The organism is Micromonospora sp. DT53 (genome assembly GCF_049841535.1).
Classification (GTDB): Bacteria; Actinomycetota; Actinomycetes; order Mycobacteriales; family Micromonosporaceae; genus Micromonospora.
In genome coordinates this window covers 507,936-533,005 of the sequence record NZ_JBNCKM010000001.1, presented here as the reverse complement: position 1 = coordinate 533,005, position 25,070 = coordinate 507,936, and the positions used below count along the sequence as shown (strand labels likewise).

Genomic DNA, 25,070 nt, shown 5'->3' with positions numbered 1-25,070 from the left:
GCCGACCCTGAGCGGATATGTCGACCGTCACGTACCGCGCGGCGACGTGCCGCCGCCGCCGAGCGGCGTCCGCTGTCGCGCGGCGGCGGGTCACCGGGCCTACGATCGGGCCATGCCGCGGTACGCCCGAGCCGAGCGCGAGGCGCTGGCCGATCTTCTGCTGGCCCTCGGGCCGGCCGCTCCGACGATCAACGAGGGCTGGGCGACCCGTGACCTCGCCGCGCATCTGGTGCTGCGGGAGCGCCGCCCGGACGCGGCGGGTGGGATCCTGTTGCCGCCGCTGCGCGGCTACGCCGAGCGGATCCGTCGGCGGCTCGCCGCGCGGCCCTACCCGGAGCTGGTGGCGCAGGTGCGGCGACCGCCGCTGTGGAGCCCGGTCAGCAACCCGGTGACCGACGAGTTGGCCAACACGATGGAGTTCTTCATCCACCACGAGGACGTCCGGCGGGCCGGCTCCGGGTGGCAGCCGCGTGATCTGCCCACCGGCCTGCAGAAGGCCCTGTGGAAACGTGCCGCGCCGATGGCCCGGCTGGCACTGCGCCGCTTCCCGGCTGACCTCTACGTGCAGGCGCCCGGCCACGGTGAGGTCTCCGTCGGTCGCGGCGGTGAGCCGCTGCGCCTGGTGGGCGCCCCGGCGGAGCTGGTGCTGTTCTTCTCCGGCCGGCAGCGGGTGGCCCGGGTCCAACTGAACGGTTCGGCAGAGGCGGCCCGGCGCCTGCGCACCGCCAACCTGGGCATGTGACCGCGTGTGCGCAAACGGTCACAAATGACTGTGGAATTTCCCACACCCAGCGAAACATGTTGATACCTCCTCCCGTACGCTTCAGCGCGCCGATCCGCGCCGGGCGGCACGAAGTGGGGGCGCATTGTGCGGGACTTCGCGATTTCGGCGCTGCGGGAACCCCCGTTCCCCACGGGCCGCCACCGGGCCACGGACCAGGTGGCGGGTGAGAGCCTCGAGTGGGCGGGCACGTTCGGGCTGGTCGATTCCAGCCAACGTGTGCGCCGCCTGGAACGGGCCGACGCCGCCGGCCTGGCCGGCCGCGCCTGCCCGGACGGCTCGGTGGATGGGCTACGGCTGCTCACCGACCTGATCAGTTGGCTCTTCGTGATGGACGACGCCTGCGACGAGGACGGCCTCGGCGCCGACCCGGTCCGGCTGGGCCCGGCGATCAGCACCCTGCTCGACGTGCTGGACCGGTGCGGTGACCCGGACGTCGTACCGCCCGCCGTCGGGCCACTGGGTGACGCGCTGCACGACCTCTGCCGCCGGACCCGGCTGCACGATCACGCTGGACTGCTGCTGCGGTTCGTCAGCCAGATGCGGGAGTACCTGCTGGCGCTGCTCTGGGAGGCGGGCAACCGGGAACGTCGGCGCGTCCCCGAGGTGGCGGAGTACGTCCAGCTGCGCCGGCACATCGGCGGCGTGCACCCCTGCCTCACCCTGACCGACCTGGCGTCGGCACGGCCCTCCGCGCCAGCCCAGCGCGCCGACCCGGCGCTGGTCGCCCTGGATCTGCTGGCGGTGGACCTGGTCTGCTGGTGCAACGACCTCTTCTCCTACGGCAAGGAGAGCCAGAACGACCCGGACGCGCACAACCTGGTCACGGTGATCGCCCAGGACAGCGACGCGGACGAGGTGGCCGCGCTGCGGAGTGCGGCACACCGGTTCAACCAGGGGTTGGCTACCTACCTGGACGCGGAGGAGGCGCTCCGTGCCGCCGGCGACGACGGGATCCGCGACGCGTTGACCGCCCGACGCAACTGGGTCCGGGCCACCTACGACTGGTCGATGGTGGCCGCCCGGTACGCCTGATCGACCGTACTGGTCGGTGGGATGGGACGGCCGGACGATCACCAGGGCTAGCCGATGCACGGTGACACGCAATACTCTTCGGTAACCATCATGACGTGACGACCGTCACGCCACCACCCCCGAAGGCGGCTACAGCGATGGCTCTCGATGTACCGTACCGCTCCATCCCGGACATGTTCCTCAAGCGCGTGGCGGCCACCCCCGACCGAAACGCGTTCGCGTCCCCGAACTCCGACGACTCGGGACCTGCCTGGGTGACCTGGGCGCAGGCCGGGCAGCGCGCCAAGGCGGTCGCCGCCGGCCTGCACGGCCTGGGCGTCGGCCAGGAGGATCCGGTCGCGATCCTCGCCAACACCCGGCTGGAGTGGGTGATCGCCGACCTCGGCATCATGTGCGCCGGCGGCGCGACCACCACCGTCTACCCGACCACCGAGCCGGCGGACGCGACGTACATCATCGCCGACTCCGGGTCGAAGGTGCTCTTCGCGGAGAACCCGGCCCAGGCGGCGAAGATCGCCGGTGCGACCCTGCCCGCGCTCACCCACGTGGTGCTCCTCGACGGCGCGGTCGACCCGACCGCCGCGGTCACGCAGTTGACGCTCACCGAGCTGGAGGAGCGCGGCACCCAGGCGCTGGCCGCCGAGCCGGATCTGATCGACATGCTCGTGGCCGGCATCGGCCCGGACCACCTGGCCACCCTGATCTACACCTCCGGCACCACCGGCCAACCCAAGGGCGTCGAGCTGCTGCACGGCGGCTGGTGCTGGGAGGCCGTGGCGCAGGCCGAGGTCGGGCTGCTGCGGGACGACGACCTGCAGTACCTGTGGCTGCCGCTGGCCCACTCGTTCGGCAAGACCCTGCTCTGCGGCGCCATCCACGTCGGCCTGCCCACCTACGTCGACGGGCGGGTGGACCGGCTGGTCGACCTCCTCTCGGTCATCCGTCCGACGCTGATGTGCGGCGCCCCCCGGGTGTTCGAGAAGGTCTACAACAAGGCCGTCACCACCGCGCAGGGCGCCGGCGGCGCGAAGGCGAAGATCTTCGCCTGGGCCGTCGGCATCGGCAAGGAGAAGATCAGCCTGGAGCAGGCCGGCAGGCCGGTGCCGGCGGGGCTGAAGCTGCGCTACGGGTTGGCCGAGAAGCTGGTGTTCAGCAAGCTCCAGGCCCGTCTGGGCGGCCGGATGCGGGTGCTGGTGTCCGGCGCGGCACCGCTCAGCCCGGAGATCGCCACCTTCTTCGCCGCCGCGAACCTGCCGATCTCCGAGGGCTACGGCCTGACCGAGACCAGCGCCGGCAACTTCGTCAACCCGCCGGCCGGGCTGCGGATCGGCACGGTGGGCCGGGCGATGGGCGACCTGGAGTGCAAGATCGACACGGACGGGGAGATCCTGCTGCGTGGTCGGCCGGTGATGCGTGGCTACCACAACCTGCCGGAGGAGACCGCCGCCGCGTTCACCGAGGACGGCTTCTTCCGCACCGGTGACATCGGCACCCTCGACGAGCAGGGCTACCTACGCATCACCGACCGCAAGAAGGACCTGGTCAAGACCTCGGGCGGCAAGTACATCGCGCCGTCGCACATCGAGGGGATGTTCAAGGCCATCTGCCCGTACACCTCCCAGGCGGTCGTCGTCGGTCAGGCCCGCAACTTCTGCACGATGCTCGTCACCCTGGACCCGGACGCGATCCGGGGCTGGGTCGCCGGTGGCCCGCTCGAGGGGCGCGACTACACCGAGATTGTCGCCTCGGCCGAGGCCCAGACGATGGTCGAGGAGTACGTCGCCCAGCTCAACGCCAAGCTCAACCGCTGGGAGACGATCAAGAAGGTGGCCATCCTGCCGCGCGACCTGACGATCGAGGACGGCGAGATCACCCCGTCGTTGAAGATCAAGCGGCGTGGTGTGGAGAGCAACTTCGCCACCGAGATCGACAAGATGTACGCCGGCACCCTCGCCGAGCTCTGACGCGGCGCCGGTGGCCCCGTACCCGTTGGGGTGCGGGGCCACCGGCGTTCGTGGCACCGGGACCCTCAGGCGATGACGGCCGGCTCGCGCCACCGCTGGCGGCCGGCCCGGTCCAGGTCGTAGCGGATCGCCGCGATCCGCCCGACGGCCTCCACGAGGTCCGCCGCGGGCAGGGTGAACGGCAGCCGCAGGAAGCGCTCCAGGGTGCCGTCCAGGCCGAACCGGGGGCCGGGCGCCAGCCGTACGCCGACCTCCTCCGCGGCCCGGGCCAGCGCGCTCGAGATCGGGCCGTCCAACTCGGCCCAGAGCGTCACGCCACCCCGCGGCACGGTGACCCGCCACTCCGGCAGTCGGTGCGCCAGCGCGCCGAGCAGGGCGTCACGTTGGACGGCCAACTGGACGCGACGGTCGGCGACGATGGCCTCGGCGTCGGCGAGTAGGTGGACGGCGACCAGTTGGTCCAACACCGGGCTGGCCATGTCGACCCCGACCCGCACGGCGGCCAGCCGCTGCACCTGCGGCGCGGACGCGCGCACCCAGCCGATCCGCAGGCCACCCCAGTAGGGCTTGCTCATCCCGCCGATGCTGACCACCCGGCTGTGCCTGTCGTAGGTGGCGACCGGGGGTGGCAGCTCGGTGCCGTCCATCGCCAGGTCCACGAAGGACTCGTCGACGATCAGGTCGGTGCCGACCGCGTGTGCGGCGGCCACCACGCGCTCGCGCAGCGAGGCGGGCATCAGGTGCCCGGTCGGGTTCTGGAACTCCGGGATCAGGTAGGCCAGCTTGGGCCGGGTCTGCCGGAGGCTGCCCAGCAGCAGGTCGGGCTCCCAACCCCCGGCGTCGGCGGCCAGACCGTGGGTGGTGATCCGGGCCCGGCGGCCGGCCAGCGCGGCAAGCGCGTTGGGATAGGTCGGGGACTCGACCAGGACGCTGCCGCCGGGGGCGAGAGCGAGTCGCAACACCAGGTCCAGCGCGTGCTGGGTGCCGCTGGTGACCATGATCTGGTCGGCCGAGGTGGGCAGACCCCGGGCGGTGTACGCGTCGGCCACCGCCTCGCGCAGCTCGATGATGCCGGTCGGGTGGTAGCCGGCACCGCTCAGATAGCGGGGCAGGTCCTCGGCGGCGGCCCGGGCGGCCGACAGCAGTTGCGGCGGGGCGGCCAGCGCCGCGACGCCCAGGTCGAGCATCTCCCGGTCGTCCAGGGGGGTCCACAGGCCGGTGCTGGCCACCCGGTGGTTGCCGGGCAGCATCGTCCAGCTGCCGGCGCCCCGACGGCTGGCCAGGTGCCCTGTCTCGCGCAGTTGCCGGTAGGCGGCGGTGACAGTGGTCCGGCTGATCCGCAGCGCCTCGGCCAGCTCCCGTTCGGCCGGAAGGCGGACGCCCAGCGGCAGCCGGCCGTCGGCGAGCAGCCCGCGCACCGAGCCGGCCAGAGCTGCATAGTCCGGGCTGCGGCGGCGGCCCGGCAGGGCATGCCACTGCCCGAGCAGACGGGCCAATTGGACGCCGCGTACCTGCCCGGTCATAGCCACTCCTCGGATATTGGCTTCTTCCTTGCGGAGGATTGGCACCTAGGGTGGCATGCATGGCACTGCTTGGCAATCTGCGGCACCGGCCAGTTCGACGGTTGGTCCAGCTCTACCTCGGGCTCGCGCTCTACGGCGTCAGCATGGCCCTGATGATCCGCTCCCACCTGGGCCTCGACCCGTGGGACGTGTTCCACCAGGGGCTCGCCGAGCTGACCGGGCTCTCCTTCGGCACGGTCACCATCGGCGTCGGCGCTCTGGTCCTGCTGCTCTGGATCCCGCTGCGGCAGCGACCCGGCCTCGGCACGGTCAGCAACGTCGTGGTGATCGGCCTGGTCGTGGATGCCACACTGGCCCTGCTGCCCGCCGGTGGCCCGCTCAGCGTCCGGATCGCCATGCTGATCAGCGGGATCGTCGCCAACGGCGCCGCCACCGCTCTCTACCTCGGCGCCCGGTTGGGGCCCGGCCCCCGCGACGGCCTGATGACCGGGTACGTGGCCCGTCGACCCGGCCGGTCGATCCGGCTGGTGCGCACCGTCATCGAGGTCACCGTGCTGGCGCTGGGCTGGCTGCTCGGCGGCACGGTCGGCCCGGGCACCGTCGTGTACGCGCTGGCCATCGGCCCGTTGGCCCAGTTCTTCATCCCGCTGTTCGCCGTGCCGGAGGACAGCGCACCCGACAGCGCCGCGCCCCCACCGGACAGCGCCGCGCCCCCGCCCGCCGCCGCCACGCCGGCCGCCCCCGCCGGCTGAACCCTCACCGACCGTCCGCGAACCGGTACGTGGTGGTGGTGCTGGGTACCGGTTGGAGGGTGGGTGTTCCCTTCCGCGACGCGCGCCGTCATCATCTCTGCATGGGGGAGAACGGTTGGCGCTGGACGGACGCCTGGATCTTCGTGTCGCTCGTCATCGCGAGCGGCGCCGGACGGCACCGTCGGTCGGCGACAAGTCGACGGCCGGAGGGCGTGCGCCTGACCGACGTGCTCTCCACCGCCGACCACCTCAATCACGCGATCCCGCAGCGACACGAGGTGGAGGCCGCGGTCCAGCGGCTGGTCGGCGCCGGGCTGGTCAGCGTCGCCGACGGCTGGTTCCGGATCACCGCCGAGGGTGAACAGCTGTGGCGTACCCGCCCACGCGCGGGTGTGGCGACCATGGTGGACACCGTGCAGGGTGTGTTGACCCGCCGGCACGCGCCCGGCAGCGCCGACTGGATCCTGGACGAGGCCGACCACGCGGCTGCCGTCCAGGAGTACGCGGTCCGTTCGATCCCCACCCCGCGTCGGTCACCGGAGGGGCACTCCGGCGAGCGCTGAGCGGCTCAGCGCACCGGATGACCGCCGAGGCGCAGCGCGTCCTTGACCTCGGCGACGGTCAGCTCACCGAAGTGGAAGACGCTGGCGGCGAGCACCGCGTCCGCGCCGGCGCCGATCGCGGGCGGAAAGTGGGCCACCTCGCCGGCGCCCCCGCTGGCCACCACCGGCACGTCCACGACCGCGCGCACCGCGGCGATCAACTCCAGGTCGAAGCCCGCCTTGGTGCCGTCGGCGTCCATCGAGTTGAGCAGGATCTCCCCCGCGCCCAACTCGGCGCCACGGTGCGCCCACCAGACGGCGTCGATGCCTGTGCCACGCCGACCGCCGTGCGTGGTGACCTCGAAGCCACTGGGCGTGCCGCCGTTCGGCGACCGTCGCACGTCGAGGGAGAGCACGAGCACCTGCCGGCCGAACCGGTCGGCGATCTCGGCGATCAGCTCCGGACGGGCGATGGCGGCGGTGTTCACGCCGACCTTGTCCGCTCCGGCGCGCAGCAACGTGTCGACGTCGGCGACCTGCCGGACCCCGCCGCCGACGGTCAGCGGGATGAACACCGACTCGGCGGTGCGGCGCACCACGTCGAGCATGGTGCCCCGGTCGCTGGAGGACGCGGTCACGTCGAGGAAGGTCAGCTCGTCCGCGCCGGCCCGGTCGTACGCGGCGGCCAGCTCCACCGGGTCGCCGGCGTCACGAAGGTCGAGGAAGTTGACCCCCTTGACCACCCGCCCGGCGTCCACGTCCAGACAGGGGATCACCCGTACCGCCACCGTCATGCCGTGAGCCTATCCTCCGCACCCGCGACGGCGGCCGACCCGATCGGGTCGGCCGCCGTGCACGAGGTCTACGTCACACCCGGACGAGCATCTTGCCGAGGTTGTCGCCGCGCAGCAGGCCGAGGAACGCGGCCGGGGCGTTCTCGATGCCGTCCACGATCGTCTCGTCGTAGGACAGCGTGCCCGCACGCAGCCAGCCCGCGACGTCGCGCACGAACGCCGTCCGCACGTCGTTGTGATCGTTGACCAGGAAGCCGCGCAGGGTGAGCCGCTTGCCGATGACCAGCGCCAGGTTGCGCGGCGCGGCCGACGGTTCGGTGGCGTTGTACTGCGCGATCATGCCGCAGATGGCGACCCGGCCGTGCAGGTTCATGGCCGAGATCGCCGCCTCCAGGTGGTCGCCGCCGACGTTGTCGAAATAGACGTCGACGCCGTCCGGGGCGGCCGCCCGCAGCGACTCGCGGACCCCGTCGTGGTAGTCGAAGGCCGCGTCGAAGCCCAGCGCCCGCAGCCGCTCGACCTTGGCCGGGGAGCCGGCGCTGCCGACCACCCGGCCGGCGCCCTTGAGCTTGGCGATCTGGCCGACCAGGCTGCCCACCGCGCCGGCCGCGGCGGAGACGAAGACCGTCTCGCCGGGCTTCATCGCGGCCACCTCCAGCAGCCCGGCGTACGCGGTCAAGCCGGTCATGCCGAGCACGCTCAGGTATGCGCTGACCGGGGCGATACTCGGGTCGACCGGACGGGCGGCGGTGGCGTCGAGCAGCGCGTACTCCCGCCAGCCCAGCCCGTGCTGGACGGTGGCCCCGACGGCGATGTCGGCCACCTCGCTGGCCACCACCTCGCCGATCGCGGCGCCGTCGAGCGGCGCGTCGAGCGCGAACGGCGCCACGTACGACTTGACGTCGTTCATCCGTCCGCGCATGTACGGGTCGACGGACATGTACTGGTTGCGGACCAGGATCTGGCCCGGCCCAGGCGTCGGAACGTCGGTCTCGACGAGCCGGAAGTCGTCAGCGGTGGGCCAGCCGACGGGGCGGCTGGCCAGGTGGATCTCGCGGTTGCTGGTCACGGGTTGGTCGTCCTCTCGTCCGCGGATGGTGGCCTGGGGGAAGGCGATGTCACGCGGGCAGGGTCTCGCGGACGGTAAGCGTGACGTCGACGTTGCCACGGGTGGCGTTGGAGTACGGGCAGACCTGGTGGGCCTGCTCGACAAGCTGCTCGGCGACCTCGCGGGGCGCGGCGGGCAGGTCGACGACGAGCTGCGCGGTGAGCCCGAAGCCGCCGCTGCCGTTCGGGCCGATGCCCACCTCGGCGGTGACCACGGAACCGGTCACGTCGGCCTTGGCCCGCCGGGCCACCACCCGCAGGGCGCTGTGGAAGCAGGCGGCGTAGCCGGCGGCGAAGAGTTGCTCGGGGTTGGCCGCGCTGCCGGCGCCGCCCATCTCCTTCGGCACGGCCAGGTCGAGCGCGAGCGTGCCGTCGGAGGTCTCGACGTGACCGTCCCGGCCCTCGCCGGTGGCGGTCGCGGACGCGGTGTAGAGAACCTGCATGATGGTCACTGCTCCTTCTGTCGGTGGATGGTGTCGGTGACCCGGGTGAGGGTGTCGCGCAGCGCGACGAGCTCGGCGAAGCCCAGCCCGGTGGCCTGCGCGATCCGCAGCGGGACGTCGCAGAGCTGCTCGCGTAGCGCCCGACCCTGCTCGGTGAGGCCCACCTCGACCCGCCGCTCGTCGCGGGCCGACCGCCGCCGCACCACCAGGCCCGCCCCCTCCAGCCGCTTGAGCAGCGGGGAGAGCGTGCCGGAGTCCAGCCGCAGCTCGGCGCCCAGCTCGGACACCGTGGGGGCGTCGTCGGGGCGCTCCCAGAGCACCAGCAGCACCAGGTACTGCGGGTAGGTCAGCCCGACCTCGTCGAGGATCGGCCGGTAGACGTCGGTGAGTGCGCGCGACGCGGCGTAGAGCGCGAAGCACACCTGCCGGCGCAGCACCAGGTCATCGGTCACCGCTGAACCGTAGCCCACAATTAAGTTGTGCACAACTTATCGGGCCGGAGGTCGACCAGCGAGCCGACCGAGCGCGTACCTCAGCGATCGCCGAGGTACGCCTCCAACTCCACCTCGACCAGGTGCTCCGGGTCCAACAGACCGGCCACCACCACCAGGGTCGCCGCCGGCCGGACCGCGCCGAAGACCGCGTTGTGCGCCCGGCCCACCTCGTCGGCGTGCAGCCGGTCCGTCACGTACATCCTGGTCCGGACCACGTCACCCGGCTCCGCACCCACCTCGGCGAGCGCGGCCAGCCCGATCCGCAGCGCCTGCGCGGTCTGCGCGGCCGCGTCACCGACATGCACCACCCGGCCATCCACCGTCGCCGTGCAACCGGCCGTGAACACCAGGTCACCGGCCCGGACCACCCGGGAGTACCCGTAACGCTGCTCCCACGGGCCACCCGAGCCGAGCCGGGTCGTCGTCACGCCTCAGCCAGGGTCCGGAGCGCCTCAGCCACCGTGAAGGCGCCCGCATAGAGCGCCTTGCCGGCGATGACGCCCTCCACCCCGGCCGACTCCAGGGTGGCCAACGCCCGCAGGTCGTCCAGGGTGGACACCCCACCGGAGGCGATCACCGGCCGGTCGGTACGGGCACACACCTCGCGCAGCAGATCCAGGTTCGGCCCGCGCATCGTGCCGTCCTTGGTGATGTCGGTGACCACGTACCGGCTCGCGCCCGCCTTGTCCAGCCGCTCCAGCACCTCGTACAGGTCACCGCCGTCCCGGGTCCAACCCCGCGCCGACAGGGTGTGACCCCGCACGTCCAGCCCGATGGCCACCCGGTCGCCGTACTCCGCGACCACCCGGTCACACCAGACCGGGTCCTCCAGGGCGGCGGTCCCGATGTTCACCCGGGCCGCCCCGGTGCCCAGCGCCGCGCGCAGCGACTCGTCGTCACGGATGCCCCCGGAGAGCTCCACCTTCACGTCCAACTGGCGCACCACCTCGGCGAGCAGGTGCGCGTTGGTGCCCCGACCGAACGCCGCGTCCAGGTCGACCAGGTGGATCCACTCGGCGCCGTCCTGCTGCCAGGCCAGCGCCGCGTCCAGCGGGTCACCGTAGATGCTCTCGCTTCCGACGGCGCCCTGCACGAGCCGGACGGCCCGGCCGTCAGCGACATCCACGGCGGGTAACAGGGTGAGGCTCAAGGTCTTCTCCTCGATCAGGTACGACGGTCCAGGGCGATCACGACGATCGCCGGCAGTACGAGCAGCAAGAGCACGATCAGCGCGATACGCAACGCCAGGTTGTCGACGAACGTCCAGATCAGGATCAACGCCGCGCCGGTGAGCAGCACGATCGCGGCCCGCTCACCCCGACTGTGCCGGGCCAGCCGCCCGGAGCGACCCCGCCGCAGGCGCGGCGTCAACCCGCGCACCACCGCGCGACGGCGCTGCCGGCGAGCGACCCGGCGCTGCCGGACCGCCCGCTCCCGGGCCTGCTCCGCCTCCCGCTCCGCCCGCCGACGGGCGCGCTCCCGGCTCACCGCGACGCCCCCCGGTCGGACGCCGTGCGACGACGCTCAGCCACCGCTGGGCAACGTGGCGAGCCAGTTGCGCAGCAGCGCGGCACCGGTGTCGGCGGACTTCTCCGGGTGGAACTGGGCCGCCGACAACGCGCCACGCTCCACCGCCGCGACGAAGTCCGTGTCGTGGTGGGCGGTGGTCACCGTGGCACCGGCAGCGGCCAACGCCGCCGGGTCACCCATGGCGTACGAGTGGACGAAATAGAACCGGCTCCGCTGCGTCAACCCGGCGAACAGCACCGACTCCCGGGGCGCCTGGACCGTGTTCCAGCCCATGTGCGGCAACCGGGCGGCGGCCAGCCGAGTCACCCCGCCGGGCAGCAGCCCCAGCCCCTTGGTGACCACGCCATGCTCGTCGCCGTGCTCGAAGAGCACCTGCATGCCCACACAGATGCCGAGCACCGGCCGGCCAGCAGCCACCCGTTCGGCGATCACCGGGCCGGCGCCCAGCGCCTCGATCCCCGCCATGCAGGCCGCGTACGCGCCCACACCCGGGACCACCAGACCGTCGGCGGCAGCCGCCGCGGCCAGGTCGTCGGTCACCCGGACGTCCGCTCCGGCGGCGGCCAGCGCCCGTTCCGCCGAACGCAGGTTGCCCGAGCCGTAGTCGAGCACCACGACGTCACTCACGTCGACACCCCGATCACCCGTTCTCCGGCAGCAGTCGCAGAACCCCGGCGACCGTGGCGAGCACCGCGAGCGCCGCGGTGACCAGCACGGCGGCCTTCGGCGCGCCCTGCCGGTAGAGCGACCAGGTGCCACCCACCAGCACCCCGGCCAGGATCAGCAACAACGTCGGCAACGCGCCACCCATCAGAGCCGCCTTCCATTCGCGACTGCGGGGCTCCGCTGCGCTGCACTCCTCGCGCTCATCAGAGCGCGCCCTTCGTGCTCGGGATCGCCCCGGCCGACCGCGGATCGATCGAGGTGGCCTCGCGCAACGCGCGGGAGACCGCCTTGAACTGCGCCTCCACCACGTGGTGCGCGTCCGGGTGACCACCCGGCCGGGCCGCCCGCAGCACGTCGACGTGCAGCGTGACCCGGGCCGCCTGCCCGAAGGACTCCCAGATGTGCCGGGTCATGCTTGTCGCGTAGACCGGCCCGATGTAGGGGGCGAGCACCGGCTCGTCGTGCACCACGTACGGCCGACCGGAGAGGTCCACCGCCGCTCGGACCAGCACCTCGTCCATCGGCACGGTCGCCGAGCCGTACCGCCGGATGCCGGCCTTGTCGCCCAGCGCCTGGTCGAACGCCGCGCCCAGGGCGAGCGCGGTGTCCTCGATCGTGTGGTGCGCGTCGATCTCCAGGTCACCCACGGTGCGCACGGTCAGGTCGAAGCCGCCGTGCCGGGCGATCTGGTGCAGCATGTGGTCGTAGAAGCCGACCCCGGTGCTGATCTCGGCGGCGCCGGTGCCGTCGAGATCGATCTCGACGAGGACCTTGGTCTCCTTGGTGATCCGTTCCACCCGGGCGGTCCGACTCATTGCGAAGTCTCCATTGCAGAAAGAAAGGCGTCGGTCTCGGCGGCGGTGCCAGCGGTCACCCGCAGCCAGCCGGGCAGGCCGACGTCACGGACCAGCACCCCCTGCGCCAGCAGGGCGTTCCAGACGATTGTCTGGTCGCCGCCCACCTCGAAGAGCACGAAGTTGGCGTCGCTGTCGGCGACCCGCAACCCCCGCTCGCGCAGCGTCGCCACGATCCGGTCCCGCTGCGCCATGATCGCGCTCACCGTACCGAGAAGGGCATCGCGGTGGGCCACCGCCGCGCGTGCGGCGGCCTGGGTGAGTGCGGAGAGATGGTACGGCAAACGGACCAGCTGCACCGCCCGCACCACCGCCGGGTCGGCGGCCAGGTAACCCAGCCGGCCGCCGGCGAAGCCGAACGCCTTGCTCATCGTCCGGGTGACCACCAGCCGCGGGTGGCCGGGCAACACCGCGAGGGCGCTGACCGTCCCGGGGCGGGCGAACTCGGCGTACGCCTCGTCGACGACCACCATGCCGGGCGCGACGTCGAGCACCGCGGCGATCACCGCCGGGTCCAGTGCCGTGCCGGTGGGGTTGTTCGGCGAACAGAGGAAGACCACGTCCGGTCGGTGCTCGCGGACCTGGGCCACCGCCTCCTCGGCGGTCAGCCCAAAGTCCACGCCGCGCTCGGCGGGCACCCACCGGGTGCTGGTGCCGAGGGCCAGCAGCGGGTGCATCGAGTACGCCGGAACGAAGCCGAGCGCGCTGCGCCCCGGCCCGCCGAACGTCTGCAGAAGCTGCTGCTGGATCTCGTTGGAGCCGTTGGCCGCCCACACGTGCTCGACGGTGAGCCCGTGCCCGAGATAGTCGGCCAGGTCGGCGCGGAGCGCCACCGCGTCCCGATCCGGGTAGCGGTTCAGCTCACGCAGCTCGGCCGCGAGCGCCTTGCCGATCGCCTCGACCACCGGCTCCGGCACCGGGTGCGAATTCTCGTTGGTGTTGAGCCGCACCGGCACGTCCAGTTGCGGCGCCCCGTACGGCGACAGCCCCCGCAGGTCGGCACGGATCGGCAGATCATCCAGGCTGGTTCGCTCGCTGCGCTCGCTCACGCCGACCCTCCCGGGAAACGGGCCTGGACCGCCTGGCCGTGCGCGGGCAGGTCCTCCACGTTGGCCAGGGTGACCACGTGCGGGGCCACGTCGCGCAGCGCGGCCTCGGTGTACTCGATGAGGTGCACGCCGCGCAGGAACGACTGCACGGACAGACCGGAGGAGTGCCGGGAACAACCGCCGGTGGGCAGCACGTGGTTGGACCCGGCGCAGTAGTCGCCGAGCGACACCGGCGACCAGGCGCCCACGAAGATCGCCCCGGCGTTGCGGACCCGCAGCGCCCACTCCCGGGCGTCGACCGTCTGGATCTCCAGGTGCTCGGCCGCGTACGCGTCGACCACTCGCAGCCCCGCCTCAAGGTCGTCGACCAGGACCACGCCACTCTGCTCACCGGTCAGCGCCGTGGTGACCCGCTCGGTGTGCTTGGTCGCCGGCACCTGCCGGGCCAACTCCGCCTCGACCGCCTCGACCAACGCCACCGACGGGGTGACCAGCACGCTCGCGGCGAGCGGGTCGTGCTCGGCCTGACTGATCAGGTCGGCGGCCACGTGCGCCGGGTCTGCGGTGTCGTCGGCCAGGATGGCGATCTCGGTCGGCCCGGCCTCGGCGTCGATGCCGACCACGCCCCGCAGCAGCCGCTTGGCGGCGGTCACCCAGATGTTGCCGGGGCCGGTGATCAGGTCGACGGGGTCGCATCGCAGGTCACCCGTCGGGTCCACCGCCGCGCCGTACGCCAGCATCGCGACCGCCTGAGCCCCGCCCACGGCGTACACCTCGTCGACGCCGAGCAGCGCGCACGCGGCGAGCACCCGAGGATCGGGCAGGCCGCCGTTGTCCTTCTGCGGCGGGCTGACCACCACCAGCGAGCGCACCCCGGCCGCCTGGGCGGGCACCACGTTCATGACCACGGTGGACGGGTACATCGCCAGGCCACCGGGCACGTAGAGGCCGACCCGGTCGACCGGCAGCCACCGCTCGGTGACCGTGCCGCCGGGCACCACCTGGGTGGTGTGGTCGGTGCGCCGCTGGTCGGCGTGCACCCGACGGGCCCGGGCGATGGACTCCAGCAGCGCGGCCCGCACCGCCGGGTCGAGCACCCCCTCCGCCTCGGCGATCGCCTCGACCGGCACCCGCAGCACCTCCGGGGAGATGCCGTCGAACCGTTCACTGGCCTCCCGGATGGCCGGGTACCCATGCTCGCGGACCGCCTCCACCAGGGGCCGGATGCGCTCGACGGCGACGGACACGTCGAGCTGGGCACGGGGCAGCAGGCGGCGCGGGTCACCGAGACCGTCGCGCAGGTCGATCCGATTCAGCACCCTTGCGAGTCTAGGCGGCCGACCCGACGGCCACCCGAGCCGCCCGCCCGCCGGGACGGTGAGCCGGGCCACGCCCCGGGGGGCGGGATTGGTTAGGCTCGACCATGTGACCGCACGGCTGCCGGTGTTCCCGCTCGCAACGGTGCTCTTCCCCGGGTTGGTGCTGCCGCTGCACATCTTCGAGGAGCGCTACCGGGCGCTGGTCCGACATCTGGTCGGCCTGCCCGAGGGCGCATCGCGCGAGTTCGGCGTGGTGGCCATCCAGGCCGGCTGGGAGGTCGCGCCCGCCGGTCCCGGCGGTCGGGCGACGCCGAACGTCGGCGAGGTCACCCTGCACGAGGTGGGCTGCACCGCCGAGCTGCGCCAGGTGACCGAGCTGGCCGATGGTGGTTTCGACATCGTCACGGTCGGCCGCCGTCGTTTCCGGATCGCCGAGGTCGACGACAGCGCCGAGCCCTACCTGACCGCCGACGTCGAGTGGCTGCCCGACCCGGGCGCCCCGGACGAGGTGGCCGACCTGCTGGCCGCCCGGGTGATCGCGGTGTTCCGGCAGTACCTCGGCCTGATCCGCTCCGACCCGGAGGAGATCTCCGAGCAGCTGCCGGAGGACCCGACGGTGCTCTCGCACCTGGTGGCGGCGACCGCGGCGCTCACCGTGGACGACCGGCAGCGGCTGCTGGCGATCGACGACACCGCCTCCCGGCTCCGCGCCGAGCTGCGGTTGCTCAACCGCGAGGCGGCTCTGCTGCGTCAGGTGCGGGCGGTTCCGGTGCCACTGGCGGAGCTGGCGTCCCCGCCGACACCCAACTGAACTCCCCCGGCTCGGGCTCCGGGCGTAGCCCCGGCCACCGCGACCACCCGGCCAGCAGGGTGTACATGACCGCGGCCCCGAACGCCGGCAGCAGCAGGTTGCCGTGCGGCACCGGCAGCACGCCGAGCAGCCAGTCCACCCCACCGGCGCGCAGGTCGGCGGGTTTGCTGAAGGCCTGCCCGGCCGGGGCGGTCGCCAGCAACCGGTCGAAGGTGGCCAGGCCGACCCGCCGCCCCACCTGCCAGGCGACCGGCGCGGCGGCCAGCGTGCCGAGCACCGCGGCGAGCAGCCCGACCGGGCCGCGCCGCCGACGCAGCACCCACCACAGGGCGAGCGCCACGAGCAACCCGAAGGCGAGCCCGAGCAGGCTGAACCAGCCGTCGGCGGCGATCGGCTGCTCCGGTTGCGGCTCGGCGTAGATCGCCCCCTCGGCGGTCTTGAGCACCGGAGTGTCCGGCGCGAGCGCGGCCCAGAGCAGCCCGAGCGGAACACCCAGCGCGGCCAGCGCGAGCACGGCGCCCAGCACCGTCGCCACGGCACGCAGCGGACGGCGCGGCTCGTCGAACCGAAGCTCCAGCAAGCTCTGGTACGCCGCCGAGGCCGGCTGCTCACCCGGGCCGAACCCACCCGACGCCGCCTCGGCCGACGGGTCGGCCCCCGGCGGTCTCGCGTCCGGCGTACGGGGTGGCGCGGGTTGGTCGGGCTCGTCGACGGGCCGCTCTGGGTCGGGGTTGTCCGGGCTCACCCGATGATCCTCTCAGGCCCGGCGCGAGGCCGGGGCTCCGGTGGCGGCAGACCAGCTCACCGGGCGAACGGCTCCACCATCATCGCCGCGGCCCGCAGCCACGCCTGGCGGGTCTCCGGCTGGAGCTGGTGGTACTCGATCGACGACCCGGTCTCCAGAGCCGGGTCGTACGGCACGACGGCCACACCACGGGTACGGGTGGCGAAGTGCCGTTCCAGGTCGTCCTGGAGCGCCGAGCGACCCGGGGTCGGGCAGGAGATGAGGGTGATCGCGTTGTCCGCCAACTCGCCCATGCCCTCCTCGTGCAGCAGGTCGAGCATCCAGTCAGCGCTGAACGCCGCGTCCTCCCGGGGCACGGTGGTCACCACCAGCTGGTCGGCGGCCTGCATCACCGTGCGCCAGTTGGGGCTCTCCACGTTGTTGCCGGTGTCCACGCAGACCACGTCGTGGGTACGCCGCAGCAACTCCAGCACACGTCGGACGGTGAACTGGTCCAGTCGCTGGGCGAAGCGCGGGCTCTCCTCGCCGGCCAACACGTCGTACGAGCCGTCGGAGGCGTGCCGCAGGTAGTCGTCCAGCCGGTCCAGCAGGGTCGCGCCCTCCAGGATCTCGATCTGGGCCAGGTCGCTGATCAGGTGCCGGATCGTCCGAGCGTGTCGGGCGCTGCCGGCACGCAGACCGAGGGTGCCGCGCAGCTCGTTGTCGTCCCAGGCCAGCACGCCCTTGCCGCGGACGCTGCCGACAGTCGCCGCGGCGAGCACGGTGGCTGTCGTCTTGTGCACCCCGCCCTTGGGGTTGGCGAAGGCGAACACGCGAGGTGTGCCCAGGTCCCGTTGGAGCACCCCGTTGGCGCGCTCCTGCTCCTGGTCGACGGCCGGTGGGCGCCACTCGATCCGGGGCGGGTAGGCACGCTCGGCGACCGCCGAGCCGACCACCGGAGCGGGTGGCGGCGGAACCGGCGGGGCGACCGGTGGCGCGGGTGGCGGGATGACCGGTGGCGGGATGACCGGTGGCGGTGCGACCGGCAGGGGCGGTGACGGGGCCGCCGGGTAGCCGGTCTCCGGCTGGTAGCCGGTCTCCAGCAGGGCGTACCGCGACTCCACCGGCGGGTCGCCCGGCCGGTAGCCGTTGTCCAGCAAGGCGTAGCGCGACGGGACCGGGTCGGGGCCGCGGGGCGGCGGCTCCGGCTCGGCCCGGTAGCCCGGCTCGGCGCGGTAGCCCGGCTCGGCGCGGTAATCCGGCTCAGCCCGATAGCCCGGCTCAGCGCGGTAATCCGGCTCAGCCCGATAGCCCGGCTCAGCGCGGTAGCCCGGCTCGGCCCGGTAACCCGGCTCGGCCCGATAGCCCGGCTCGGCGCGGTAGTCCGGCTGCTCGGTCCGGTACGCCGGCTCCGATCGATAGTCCGGCTCGGCCCGGTAACCCGGCTCGGTCCGGTACGCCGGCTCGGCCCGATAGTCCGGCTCGGCCCGGTACCCGGGCTCAGCCCGGTAGGCGGGGTCGACCCGGTAGGTGGCCTCGGCCCGGTAACCGGGCTCCGCGCCGTACGACAGGTCGGCCGGATGCCCGATGGCGGGTGCCCGCCCGGCGTAGCCGTTGGGGGCCGCTCGCCGTGGCAGCTGGTCCGGTGGCGGCTCATCGCCGTGCCGCTCCGGCTCGGTCTGCTCCGCGCCGCGACCGCCCAGCCGGGCACGGTCCAACAACGCGCGCCACCGCGGCGCTGGTTCGGCCGGCCGGCCCCAGCCGGTCTCACTGCCCTCCACGGCCCGCCCTCCCAGCGCCATCGATCTCTGTCTGACAGGCTACGAACCCAACCCTATTCGGACCACACCTCAGAACGCACACCAGCCGGCGCAGATCACGACGGCGACGGCGACGACGACGGCTCGGCGACGGTGGCGTCCGGCGAGGTGGTGACGCTCGGCGGCGCCGACTCGGTGGGCACCGGCCTCGACGGTTCGGGTGACGGAATCGTCACGACTGGTGCGGGTTCCGACGATTCGCCCACGGCAGCCGAGGGCACCGGTGCGCTGATCGCCGGCGCCGGCCGCCCGGCCTCGGTCGGCGCGGGGCTCGGCCCGGTGTCGGCCGGCGGGCGCACCACGTCGCGCTGTTCGGGCAGGGGTGGCGTGAAAACCGTGCGGTCCAGCCGGTACACCTCCGGGGCGGGGTCGACCGCCCGCACATCCGGCCGGGCCGCGACGCCGCGCAGCGCCACCGGCGTCGCGCGGACCACCGCCGCGTAGACGCAGGCGCAGCCGGTGCGGTACGCGGCCGCCTCGGCGGCGGCCACCTCGGCGCCGCTGGCGTACTGCTCGCGCAGCTCCCGTTCGCCCACCCCGTCACCCTCGACCGCGGCGGCCCGGGCCCGGTAGTCGGCGGCCTCGGTCTCCTTGCGGGACGCCACCTGCTCCATTCCGGCGACCACGTCGTCGGGTACCCGCAACGCGGGGATCTTGACGATCTCGGTCTGCCGGCCGGGCAGCGGAACCCGCCCGAAGACGGTCGAGACCCCGACGTCGCCGAGCACCGTCGCCAGCCGCTGCGGCGGCAGGTACGCGTCGAGCGTGACAAGCGCGTACGTCCCGCCCTCGGCCGCCGGGGCGGACGCGGGCAGCGCGGCCAGGTCGGCCGCGGCCGACCGCAGGTAGCCGGGGACGGAGTCGCCGTCGGCAACGCCCACCCGGGTCACCTCGCCGACCGTCCGGTCGCCGACCGGAGTGTCGTCGACGGCCCAGACCGCGGTGCCCAGCACCGCCGCCGCGGACAGCACGGTGGCCCAGCTGAGCACCCCGGACCGCGCCGGCCGGTCACCCAGCCGGACCACGGCCCGGGTCAGCGGCGGCAACAGCCGCTGGTCCAGCTGCCGCAGCAGGTTGCCGGCGCGCACGGGCGGGATCCCCTCTGTGGAACGGTGTCGGGCGGTCGCCGCTCAGTCACGCAGGATCTGGAGCGCACGGTCCAGATCGTCAGGGTAGTCGCTGACGAACCGGACCTCGTCCCCCGTTCGGGGGTGCAAGAAGCTCAGTTCGCGGGCGTGCAGCCACTGTCGGGCCAGGCCGAGACGGGCCGAGAGGGTGGGGTCGGCGCCGTAGGTGAGGTCACCCACACAGGGGTGCCGCAGGGTGGAGAAGTGCACCCGGATCTGGTGGGTCCGGCCGGTCTCCAGTCGGACGTCGACCAGACTCGCCGCCGGGAACGCCTCCAGGGTGTCGTAGTGGGTGATGCTCGGCTTGCCGCCGGAGACCACCGCCCACCGGTAGTCGTGGGTGGGGTGCCTGTCGATCGGCGCGTCGACGGTGCCGCGCAGCGGGTCCAGGTGACCCTGCACCACCGCGTGGTAGCCCTTGTCGACCTCGCGGTACTTGAAGGCCCGCTTCAACGCCGTGTACGCCTGCTCGCTCTTGGCCACCACCATGATCCCGGTGGTGCCCACGTCCAGCCGGTGCACCACGCCCTGCCGCTCGGCGGCGCCACTTGTGGAGATGCGGTGCCCGATCGCGGCGAGCGCGCCGATCACCGTCGGCCCGGTCCACCCGGGGCTGGGGTGCGCCGCCACCCCCACCGGCTTGTCGACCACGACGATGTCGTCGTCGGCGTAGACCACCCGCAGGCCGGGCACCGCCTGCGGCACCACGGTCGGCGGTGCGACCGGGGCGGGCAGCGTGACCTCCAGCCAGGAGCCGGCCTTGACCTTGTGCGAGTTGGGCCGGGCGGAGCCGTCGACGAGCGCGTCTCCGGCGTCGACCAGGGCTGCGGCGGCGGTGCGGGAGAGCCCGAACAGGCGGGAGACCGCCTGGTCGAGGCGCATGCCGTCGAGGCCGTCCGGAACCGGAAGGGAACGGTGGTCGCCGCCAGCGGCGAACGCGGAGGTCATGCCCGCTCCCGCTGCTCGGCGCCCGGCTCGGCGTCCGTCGTGGCCGGGTCGCCGTCGCGCCCCGCCCGCCGGCCGTCACGCTGGCGGCCGGTCAGCTCCAACAGGACGGCCAGCAGCACGCCGCAGACCAGCGAACTGTCGGCCAGGTTGAACACCGGCCACACCTGACCGTACGGGTCGAAGAGGCTGATCATGTCGACCACGTGCCCGTGCAAGGGGGACGGCGCCCGGAAGATCCGGTCGACGAGGTTGCCCAACGCGCCACCCAGCACCAGGCCGAGGGAGACCGCCCAGGGCAGCGAGCGCAGACGCAGTGCCATCCAGACGATCCAGCCGACCACCCCGATGGTGATCAGCGGGAAGACCCAGGTGTGGTCCGCGCCGATGCTCCAGGCCGCACCGCTGTTGCGGGTCAGGCTGAGGTAGACGAACCCGCCGAGCAGCCGGACCGGCTCCCGGTCGGTCAGCGCGGCCAGCGCGAGGTGCTTGGTGACCAGGTCGGCCAGCAGGGCCACCAGGGCGACTCCGGCGAGAATCGCGACGGCCCGGGGCCGGCGTGTGCCGCCGCCCGGGTCGGTACGGCCGGGTTCGGCGGACGGTACTGCGGTCATGCGCTCCCCATCGACAGTCTTGGCGGTGATCGCTCACCGTCTCATCGCCGCCGGGGAACGGACCTCAGCGCCGCTCCTCCAGCTGCTTGCACGTCACACACTGGGTGGCCGACGGGAAGGCGGCGAGGCGCTCGACCGGGATCGGGTTGCCGCACCGCTCGCACCAGCCGTAACCACCCTCGTCGAGGCGCTCCAGAGCGCGCTCCACCTGCGTGATCCGTTCCAGAATGCTGTTGGCGAGAGAGATCTCCTGCTCCCGCTCGAGCGTCTTGGTGCCCGTGTCGGCCTGGTCGTCCCCGGCCGAGTCGGTCAGCCGATCGCGCTGCAGCTCGGTGATCTCACTCAGCGTCTGATCGTACTCGGCACGAAGCTCGTCCCGCCGCGCCGCCAGCGCCGCCCGGATCTTCTCGGTCTCTGCCGTGCTGCGGGTGGCCTTGACCACCGGCTTGGCAGCCGGCTTGCGCCCGGCGGTCCTGGTGTCGGATGGCTTCGCCATGGGTCGCTCCCTCGGCCGGGGAACCGCGCGGTCCGCGGCGCCTGGGTCAGGGGGCGCCAACCAGGGCGTCCCCTATGTACGAAAAGGGGCGCACGGCGACGATGGCCGCGCACTCCGGAGATTGGCAAGAATACGGAACGTACAGGCGTCCGACAACGTGGCGCACCGTCGTGCCGTCTAACAGCCCCTAGCCCTGCCGAACTGGGGCAAAGGGAACGCTAGCAGATCAACCGTCCACCTCATCCCCGTACTCACCAAACCATCGGGCCAGACGGCCCCGCCGACTGACCGCCCGCAACCGCCGTTCCGCAGCGTCCCGCACCCCTGCGGTCGCCACAATCAACAGACTGTCGCCGGTCTTCAGCCGGGTGTCCGGTGCGGGCACGAAGCCCACGCCGTCGCGCAGCACCAGGGTCACCGACGCGCCCAGCGGAAGCCGCAACTCGTCGACGTGCACGCCCGCCAGTCGCGAGCCCTGCGGCACCTCCACCTGGAGCAGGTCCGCCCGCATCCGCTCCAGCGGCGCGGTCTCCACGTGGATCTCGGCGGCCTCGGCCGGCGCGGTCACCCGCAACCAGCGGGCGAACGGCCCCAGCGTCCCGGTCTGCACCAGCGTGAAGATCACCACCAGCACGAAGACCACGTCGAAGAGCCGCTCCGCGCCGGGCACCCGCTCGGAGAGCGGAATGGTGGCCAGCACGATCGGCACCGCCCCGCGCAGCCCGGCCCAGGACAGGAACGCCTGTTCTCGAAGGCCCACCCGGAACGGCAACGCCGTGACGGCCACCGACAGCGGCCGGGCCAGAAGCACCAGAGCCAACCCGGCGACCACCGCGGGCAGCACCGCCGCGTCCAGCCGGCCCGGCGAGGCCAGCAACCCGAGCAGCACGAACAACCCGATCTGGGCGAGCCAGGCCAGCCCGTCGGCGAAGCCGAGAATCGCCTGCCGGTGCGACAGCCGTGCGTTGCCCAGCAGCACCCCGGCCACATAGACGGCGAGGAAGCCCGAGGCGTGCAGAACCGCCCCGGCGGCGTACGCCAGCACGGTGATGCCCACCGCCGCGATCGGGTAGAGCCCGGCCGAGGGCAGCGCCGCCCGGCGCAGCGCCCAGGTGCCGGCAACGCCCGCGGCCACGCCCACCGCCGCGCCGACGCCCAGTTCGTAGCAGACCAGCGCGACCTCGTACCACCACGGGTGCGACAAGCTCTGGTGCGACAGCAGCACCACCAGCAGCACCACCGGGGCGTCGTTCATCCCCGACTCGGCCTCCAGTGTCGCGACCAGCCGGGGCGGCAACCGCAGCCGGCGCAGGGTGGCGAAGACGGCTGCCGCGTCGGTGGACGAGAGCACCGCGCCGTAGAGCAGCGCCAACCGCCAGTCCAGCCCCAGCAGCAGGTGTACGGCGACGCCGACCACCACGATGCTGACGATCACGCCGACCGTGGAGAGCGCGGAGGCCAACCCGAGCACCGGGCGCAGCGTGGTCCACCGGGCGGTGAGGCCGCCCTCCGCGATGATCACGATCAGCGCGCAGAAGCCGAGGGTCCGCGTCAGCTCGACGTCGTCGAAGCGGATACCCAATCCGCCCTCGCCGATCGCCACGCCCAACGCCAGGTAGACCAGGAGGCTGGGCACACCGAGCCGGGTGGAGAGCCGCACCGCGCCGACCGCGACCAGCAGCACGGCCGCACCGAGCAGCAGCGCGATATCCAGCCCGGGCGTCACGGCTGCCTTGCCTGGGCTGTCCTCACTCGGCGGATCCGTCGCGCAGACGGCGCAGCACCGCGGGCAGCTCCGGGCCGGGCCGATCGACGAGGAAGAGCTTGTCCCGGCTGGCCGCGCCGGTCCGCAGTGACACCGCGGCCGGTCGGACGCCCAACGCGCCGGCCAACGCCCGGCGGGCCGCCTCGGTGGCGCGACCGTCGACGGCCGGCTCGTGGACCGCGATCACGAGGGCCGGCCCGTGCGGGCCGTCGAAGCGGCCGCCCACCCGGCCCCGGGAGGCGCCGGGCTTCACCCGTACCGCCACGGTGAGCGTGTCCTGCGCGGGCACCGGCACCGCGTCAGATCGGCCGGGCGTCGGCGAGGAGAGCGGTCGCCGGCGCGCAGTGCGCGCACGGAGTGAAGCCGAGTTCCACGGCCTCGGCGACCGGCAGCGTCTCGGGCTGCCAGCCAATCAGGTGGGGACAGCTGTCGAGGTGGTAACGGGGGCGACCGTCGACGACCTCGACGGCGTCGAGCAGTCGCGCCACCCGGGCCGCCTCGGCGGCCGTGATCTGCTGGACGGCCGGTTCGTCGACCGCCGAGACCGCGGGGTCGAACACGTCGTCGGTCGACGTCGCGATCGGCGACGCCGGGCTGACCGGCCGGGCCCGCGAAGGTGCCTCGTCGACGAGCGGTGCGGCCTCGTCGACCTGCGGCGCATGGTCGACCGGCGGCGCATGGTCGACCGGCGACACGGGTGGTTGCCGCCACCCGGTGCCGCCGGTACCAAACGTCGTGGGCATGTGCTGGACCGGCACCTCCGGCTCGGCCAGCGGCGGCCCGTACGCGACACCCGGAGTGGCCTGGCTGGCCGTGCGGGGCGCGTCGGGGTGTCGCCGGTCGGGCCGGCCGGGATCCGCCATGGCGCGGTTGGCGGCTGCCTGGCGGGCGCCCACCACCAACGCCACGGCGGCCAGCAGACTGGCCGCGATGGAGATGACCAACAGGAAGCTGGAGCCACCGGCCAGGCCGAGCACCAGCAGCACCACCGCGACGAGGATGAGCAGAAGGCTTGCGACTATCACGGCTCACCCCCGCCGCGTCGAACCGTCCAGGCAGGGCCGGCGACCGTCACCATTGGCGGACAGCGATCGCCGGCCGGTGCTCAGCGTCCGGCTTCGAGGGCGCCGGAGCGCCCGCCGCCGCCATAGGAACCAGCGAGACCGGCTGCGGCCAGCCCGTTGCCGCCAGCGACCCGGCCGGCTTCGGAGCGGGTCATCTCGGCTTCGAGGCCCTGGCCACGACCGTCGAGGTCACGCAGCTGGCTCTCCAGGTACGCCTTGAGCCGGGTGCGGTACTCGCGCTCGAACTGCTTGAGCTCCTCGATGTGCTTCTGCAACGCCGTGCGCTTGGCGTCCAGGCCGCCCATGGCCTCCTGGTGCCGCTGGCGGGCGTCCCGCTCAAGGGCGTCAGCCTTGGCGCGCGCCTCCCGGGTCACCTCCTCGGCCTTGCTGCGAGCCTCGGACAGCAGCTGGTCGGCCTCGCGGCGAGCGTCGGACACGTGGTCGTCGGCGGTGCGCTGAGCCATCATCAGCACGCGCAGGGCCTGCTGCTCACCGTCACCGGTGACGCCGCCGGCCGGGCCGCCGGTCGCGCGGACCTGCTCCAGCTCGGCCTGCATCGCGCGGGCAGCCTGCTCGGCCGCCGACTTGTCGCGCTGCACGCGGTCCAGTTGGGCCTTGACGTCGTTGAGCTCCGCCGCCAGTCGGGCGTCGCCGCCGGGGCCTGCGGGGGCACCGCCGCGGCCGCCGCGCTCCACCTGGGCGCGCAGCTCGTTGTTTTCCTCGATGAGACGGGCGAGCTCGCGCTCGACCTCGTCCAGGAAGGCGTCGACCTCCTCCTCGTCATACCCCCGCTTGCCGATCGGCGGCTTTTTGAAGGCGACGTTGTGGACGTCGGCCGGGGTCAGCGGCAT

The 25,070-nt window shown here is 73.2% G+C and carries 29 protein-coding genes; 6 read left to right on the top strand and 23 right to left on the bottom strand.

The window, feature by feature from the left end; all coding sequences use genetic code 11:
• Positions 1–112 precede the first annotated feature (112 nt).
• The 3 genes from ACLQ3B_RS02640 to ACLQ3B_RS02630 all read left to right on the top strand — a co-directional run bounded on the left by ACLQ3B_RS02640 (position 113) and on the right by ACLQ3B_RS02630 (position 3,780).
• Positions 113–742 carry a TIGR03085 family metal-binding protein gene (locus ACLQ3B_RS02640; RefSeq protein WP_425776987.1) on the top strand — a complete coding sequence of 210 codons (630 nt, stop codon included), beginning with the start codon at positions 113–115 and terminating at the stop codon, positions 740–742.
• A 126-nt stretch (positions 743–868) separates the two neighbouring features.
• The gene (locus ACLQ3B_RS02635; protein ID WP_425776985.1) at positions 869–1,816 is read left to right on the top strand and encodes a terpene synthase family protein; all 948 of its coding nucleotides are present in this window, start codon (positions 869–871) and stop codon (positions 1,814–1,816) included.
• Between the two features lie 137 nt (positions 1,817–1,953).
• Positions 1,954–3,780, top strand: coding sequence for an AMP-dependent synthetase/ligase (locus tag ACLQ3B_RS02630; RefSeq protein WP_425776983.1), 1,827 nt, complete (start codon positions 1,954–1,956; stop codon positions 3,778–3,780).
• Positions 3,781–3,845: 65 nt separating this feature from the next.
• On the opposite strand, the gene ACLQ3B_RS02625 is transcribed toward ACLQ3B_RS02630, so the two are convergent.
• Positions 3,846–5,303: a PLP-dependent aminotransferase family protein gene (locus ACLQ3B_RS02625; protein ID WP_425776981.1), complete on the bottom strand. Its 1,458-nt coding sequence runs from the start codon at positions 5,301–5,303 to the stop codon at positions 3,846–3,848.
• Between the two features lie 59 nt (positions 5,304–5,362).
• Here ACLQ3B_RS02625 and ACLQ3B_RS02620 point away from each other — a divergent pair, with 59 nt between their 5' ends.
• Positions 5,363–6,055, top strand: a complete 693-nt coding sequence (locus ACLQ3B_RS02620; RefSeq protein ID WP_425776979.1) for a YczE/YyaS/YitT family protein — start codon at positions 5,363–5,365, stop codon at positions 6,053–6,055.
• A gap of 101 nt (positions 6,056–6,156) precedes the next feature.
• Complete coding sequence (locus ACLQ3B_RS02615; protein ID WP_357712758.1) at positions 6,157–6,618, top strand: hypothetical protein; 462 nt, start codon at positions 6,157–6,159, stop codon at positions 6,616–6,618.
• A gap of 5 nt (positions 6,619–6,623) precedes the next feature.
• On the opposite strand, the gene hisF is transcribed toward ACLQ3B_RS02615, so the two are convergent.
• From hisF to hisD, 12 genes are all read right to left on the bottom strand, one after another.
• Positions 6,624–7,391, bottom strand: a complete 768-nt coding sequence (hisF, locus tag ACLQ3B_RS02610; RefSeq protein WP_112582731.1) for an imidazole glycerol phosphate synthase subunit HisF — start codon at positions 7,389–7,391, stop codon at positions 6,624–6,626.
• A 73-nt stretch (positions 7,392–7,464) separates the two neighbouring features.
• The gene (locus ACLQ3B_RS02605; RefSeq protein WP_425776976.1) at positions 7,465–8,460 is read right to left on the bottom strand and encodes an NADP-dependent oxidoreductase; all 996 of its coding nucleotides are present in this window, start codon (positions 8,458–8,460) and stop codon (positions 7,465–7,467) included.
• A gap of 49 nt (positions 8,461–8,509) precedes the next feature.
• Entirely contained in the window at positions 8,510–8,941 is a 432-nt protein-coding gene (locus ACLQ3B_RS02600; RefSeq protein ID WP_231396621.1) for an organic hydroperoxide resistance protein, read from the bottom strand.
• A gap of 5 nt (positions 8,942–8,946) precedes the next feature.
• Positions 8,947–9,393, bottom strand: coding sequence for a MarR family winged helix-turn-helix transcriptional regulator (locus tag ACLQ3B_RS02595; RefSeq protein ID WP_425776974.1), 447 nt, complete (start codon positions 9,391–9,393; stop codon positions 8,947–8,949).
• 80 nt (positions 9,394–9,473) lie between these two features.
• Positions 9,474–9,863 carry a RidA family protein gene (locus ACLQ3B_RS02590; RefSeq protein ID WP_425776972.1) on the bottom strand — a complete coding sequence of 130 codons (390 nt, stop codon included), beginning with the start codon at positions 9,861–9,863 and terminating at the stop codon, positions 9,474–9,476.
• Complete coding sequence (gene priA / locus ACLQ3B_RS02585) at positions 9,860–10,585, bottom strand: bifunctional 1-(5-phosphoribosyl)-5-((5-phosphoribosylamino)methylideneamino)imidazole-4-carboxamide isomerase/phosphoribosylanthranilate isomerase PriA (protein ID WP_091407754.1); 726 nt, start codon at positions 10,583–10,585, stop codon at positions 9,860–9,862. Before priA ends, ACLQ3B_RS02590 begins: the two co-directional genes overlap by 4 nt.
• A gap of 14 nt (positions 10,586–10,599) precedes the next feature.
• The gene (locus ACLQ3B_RS02580) at positions 10,600–10,923 is read right to left on the bottom strand and encodes a hypothetical protein (protein WP_425776970.1); all 324 of its coding nucleotides are present in this window, start codon (positions 10,921–10,923) and stop codon (positions 10,600–10,602) included.
• A 36-nt stretch (positions 10,924–10,959) separates the two neighbouring features.
• Entirely contained in the window at positions 10,960–11,592 is a 633-nt protein-coding gene (hisH, locus tag ACLQ3B_RS02575) for an imidazole glycerol phosphate synthase subunit HisH (protein ID WP_425776968.1), read from the bottom strand.
• A 13-nt stretch (positions 11,593–11,605) separates the two neighbouring features.
• A complete protein-coding gene (locus ACLQ3B_RS02570; protein WP_196925398.1) occupies positions 11,606–11,776 on the bottom strand; it encodes a hypothetical protein in 171 nt (56 codons plus the stop codon).
• 58 nt (positions 11,777–11,834) lie between these two features.
• Complete coding sequence (gene hisB / locus ACLQ3B_RS02565; protein ID WP_030334475.1) at positions 11,835–12,446, bottom strand: imidazoleglycerol-phosphate dehydratase HisB; 612 nt, start codon at positions 12,444–12,446, stop codon at positions 11,835–11,837.
• A complete protein-coding gene (locus ACLQ3B_RS02560) occupies positions 12,443–13,534 on the bottom strand; it encodes a histidinol-phosphate transaminase (protein WP_425776966.1) in 1,092 nt (363 codons plus the stop codon). Before ACLQ3B_RS02560 ends, hisB begins: the two co-directional genes overlap by 4 nt.
• Complete coding sequence (hisD, locus tag ACLQ3B_RS02555) at positions 13,531–14,853, bottom strand: histidinol dehydrogenase (protein WP_425776965.1); 1,323 nt, start codon at positions 14,851–14,853, stop codon at positions 13,531–13,533. Before hisD ends, ACLQ3B_RS02560 begins: the two co-directional genes overlap by 4 nt.
• A gap of 106 nt (positions 14,854–14,959) precedes the next feature.
• Here hisD and ACLQ3B_RS02550 point away from each other — a divergent pair, with 106 nt between their 5' ends.
• Positions 14,960–15,664 (top strand): LON peptidase substrate-binding domain-containing protein, encoded by a 705-nt coding sequence (locus ACLQ3B_RS02550; RefSeq protein ID WP_425776963.1) that lies wholly within the window; start codon positions 14,960–14,962, stop codon positions 15,662–15,664.
• Here ACLQ3B_RS02550 and ACLQ3B_RS02545 read toward each other — a convergent pair.
• From ACLQ3B_RS02545 to ACLQ3B_RS02500, 10 genes are all read right to left on the bottom strand, one after another.
• A complete protein-coding gene (locus tag ACLQ3B_RS02545; RefSeq protein WP_425776961.1) occupies positions 15,579–16,409 on the bottom strand; it encodes a DUF2567 domain-containing protein in 831 nt (276 codons plus the stop codon). The genes ACLQ3B_RS02550 and ACLQ3B_RS02545 overlap by 86 nt on opposite strands.
• Positions 16,410–16,465: 56 nt before the next feature.
• Positions 16,466–18,169, bottom strand: a complete 1,704-nt coding sequence (locus ACLQ3B_RS02540) for an AAA family ATPase (protein ID WP_425776959.1) — start codon at positions 18,167–18,169, stop codon at positions 16,466–16,468.
• A 95-nt stretch (positions 18,170–18,264) separates the two neighbouring features.
• Entirely contained in the window at positions 18,265–19,296 is a 1,032-nt protein-coding gene (locus ACLQ3B_RS02535; RefSeq protein WP_425776957.1) for a hypothetical protein, read from the bottom strand.
• Between the two features lie 42 nt (positions 19,297–19,338).
• Entirely contained in the window at positions 19,339–20,283 is a 945-nt protein-coding gene (locus tag ACLQ3B_RS02530; protein ID WP_354971130.1) for an RluA family pseudouridine synthase, read from the bottom strand.
• Positions 20,280–20,894, bottom strand: a complete 615-nt coding sequence (lspA, locus tag ACLQ3B_RS02525) for a signal peptidase II (RefSeq protein ID WP_425776954.1) — start codon at positions 20,892–20,894, stop codon at positions 20,280–20,282. Before lspA ends, ACLQ3B_RS02530 begins: the two co-directional genes overlap by 4 nt.
• Before the next feature lie 64 nt (positions 20,895–20,958).
• Entirely contained in the window at positions 20,959–21,390 is a 432-nt protein-coding gene (locus ACLQ3B_RS02520) for a TraR/DksA family transcriptional regulator (protein ID WP_425776952.1), read from the bottom strand.
• 226 nt (positions 21,391–21,616) lie between these two features.
• Entirely contained in the window at positions 21,617–23,116 is a 1,500-nt protein-coding gene (locus tag ACLQ3B_RS02515) for a potassium/proton antiporter (protein ID WP_425776950.1), read from the bottom strand.
• 22 nt (positions 23,117–23,138) lie between these two features.
• Entirely contained in the window at positions 23,139–23,444 is a 306-nt protein-coding gene (locus tag ACLQ3B_RS02510) for a DUF167 domain-containing protein (protein WP_425776948.1), read from the bottom strand.
• Between the two features lie 10 nt (positions 23,445–23,454).
• Positions 23,455–24,180, bottom strand: a complete 726-nt coding sequence (locus ACLQ3B_RS02505) for a hypothetical protein (RefSeq protein ID WP_425776946.1) — start codon at positions 24,178–24,180, stop codon at positions 23,455–23,457.
• 80 nt (positions 24,181–24,260) lie between these two features.
• The gene (locus ACLQ3B_RS02500; RefSeq protein WP_036411965.1) at positions 24,261–25,070 is read right to left on the bottom strand and encodes a DivIVA domain-containing protein; all 810 of its coding nucleotides are present in this window, start codon (positions 25,068–25,070) and stop codon (positions 24,261–24,263) included.

Bases quoted from the DNA above. Each gene is read 5' to 3' on its own strand.
- ACLQ3B_RS02520 (WP_425776952.1), bottom strand. From the start codon at position 21,390: ATGGCGAAGCCATCCGACACCAGGACCGCCGGGCGCAAGCCGGCTGCC.
- ACLQ3B_RS02500 (WP_036411965.1), bottom strand. From the start codon at position 25,070: ATGCCGCTGACCCCGGCCGACGTCCACAACGTCGCCTTCAAAAAGCCG.
- ACLQ3B_RS02615 (WP_357712758.1), top strand. From the start codon at position 6,157: ATGGGGGAGAACGGTTGGCGCTGGACGGACGCCTGGATCTTCGTGTCG.
- ACLQ3B_RS02620 (WP_425776979.1), top strand. From the start codon at position 5,363: ATGGCACTGCTTGGCAATCTGCGGCACCGGCCAGTTCGACGGTTGGTC.
- ACLQ3B_RS02570 (WP_196925398.1), bottom strand. From the start codon at position 11,776: ATGGGTGGCGCGTTGCCGACGTTGTTGCTGATCCTGGCCGGGGTGCTG.
- hisB (WP_030334475.1), bottom strand. From the start codon at position 12,446: ATGAGTCGGACCGCCCGGGTGGAACGGATCACCAAGGAGACCAAGGTC.
- ACLQ3B_RS02530 (WP_354971130.1), bottom strand. From the start codon at position 20,283: ATGACCTCCGCGTTCGCCGCTGGCGGCGACCACCGTTCCCTTCCGGTT.
- ACLQ3B_RS02630 (WP_425776983.1), top strand. From the start codon at position 1,954: ATGGCTCTCGATGTACCGTACCGCTCCATCCCGGACATGTTCCTCAAG.
- ACLQ3B_RS02600 (WP_231396621.1), bottom strand. From the start codon at position 8,941: ATGCAGGTTCTCTACACCGCGTCCGCGACCGCCACCGGCGAGGGCCGG.
- ACLQ3B_RS02625 (WP_425776981.1), bottom strand. From the start codon at position 5,303: ATGACCGGGCAGGTACGCGGCGTCCAATTGGCCCGTCTGCTCGGGCAG.
- lspA (WP_425776954.1), bottom strand. From the start codon at position 20,894: ATGACCGCAGTACCGTCCGCCGAACCCGGCCGTACCGACCCGGGCGGC.
- ACLQ3B_RS02640 (WP_425776987.1), top strand. From the start codon at position 113: ATGCCGCGGTACGCCCGAGCCGAGCGCGAGGCGCTGGCCGATCTTCTG.
- hisF (WP_112582731.1), bottom strand. From the start codon at position 7,391: ATGACGGTGGCGGTACGGGTGATCCCCTGTCTGGACGTGGACGCCGGG.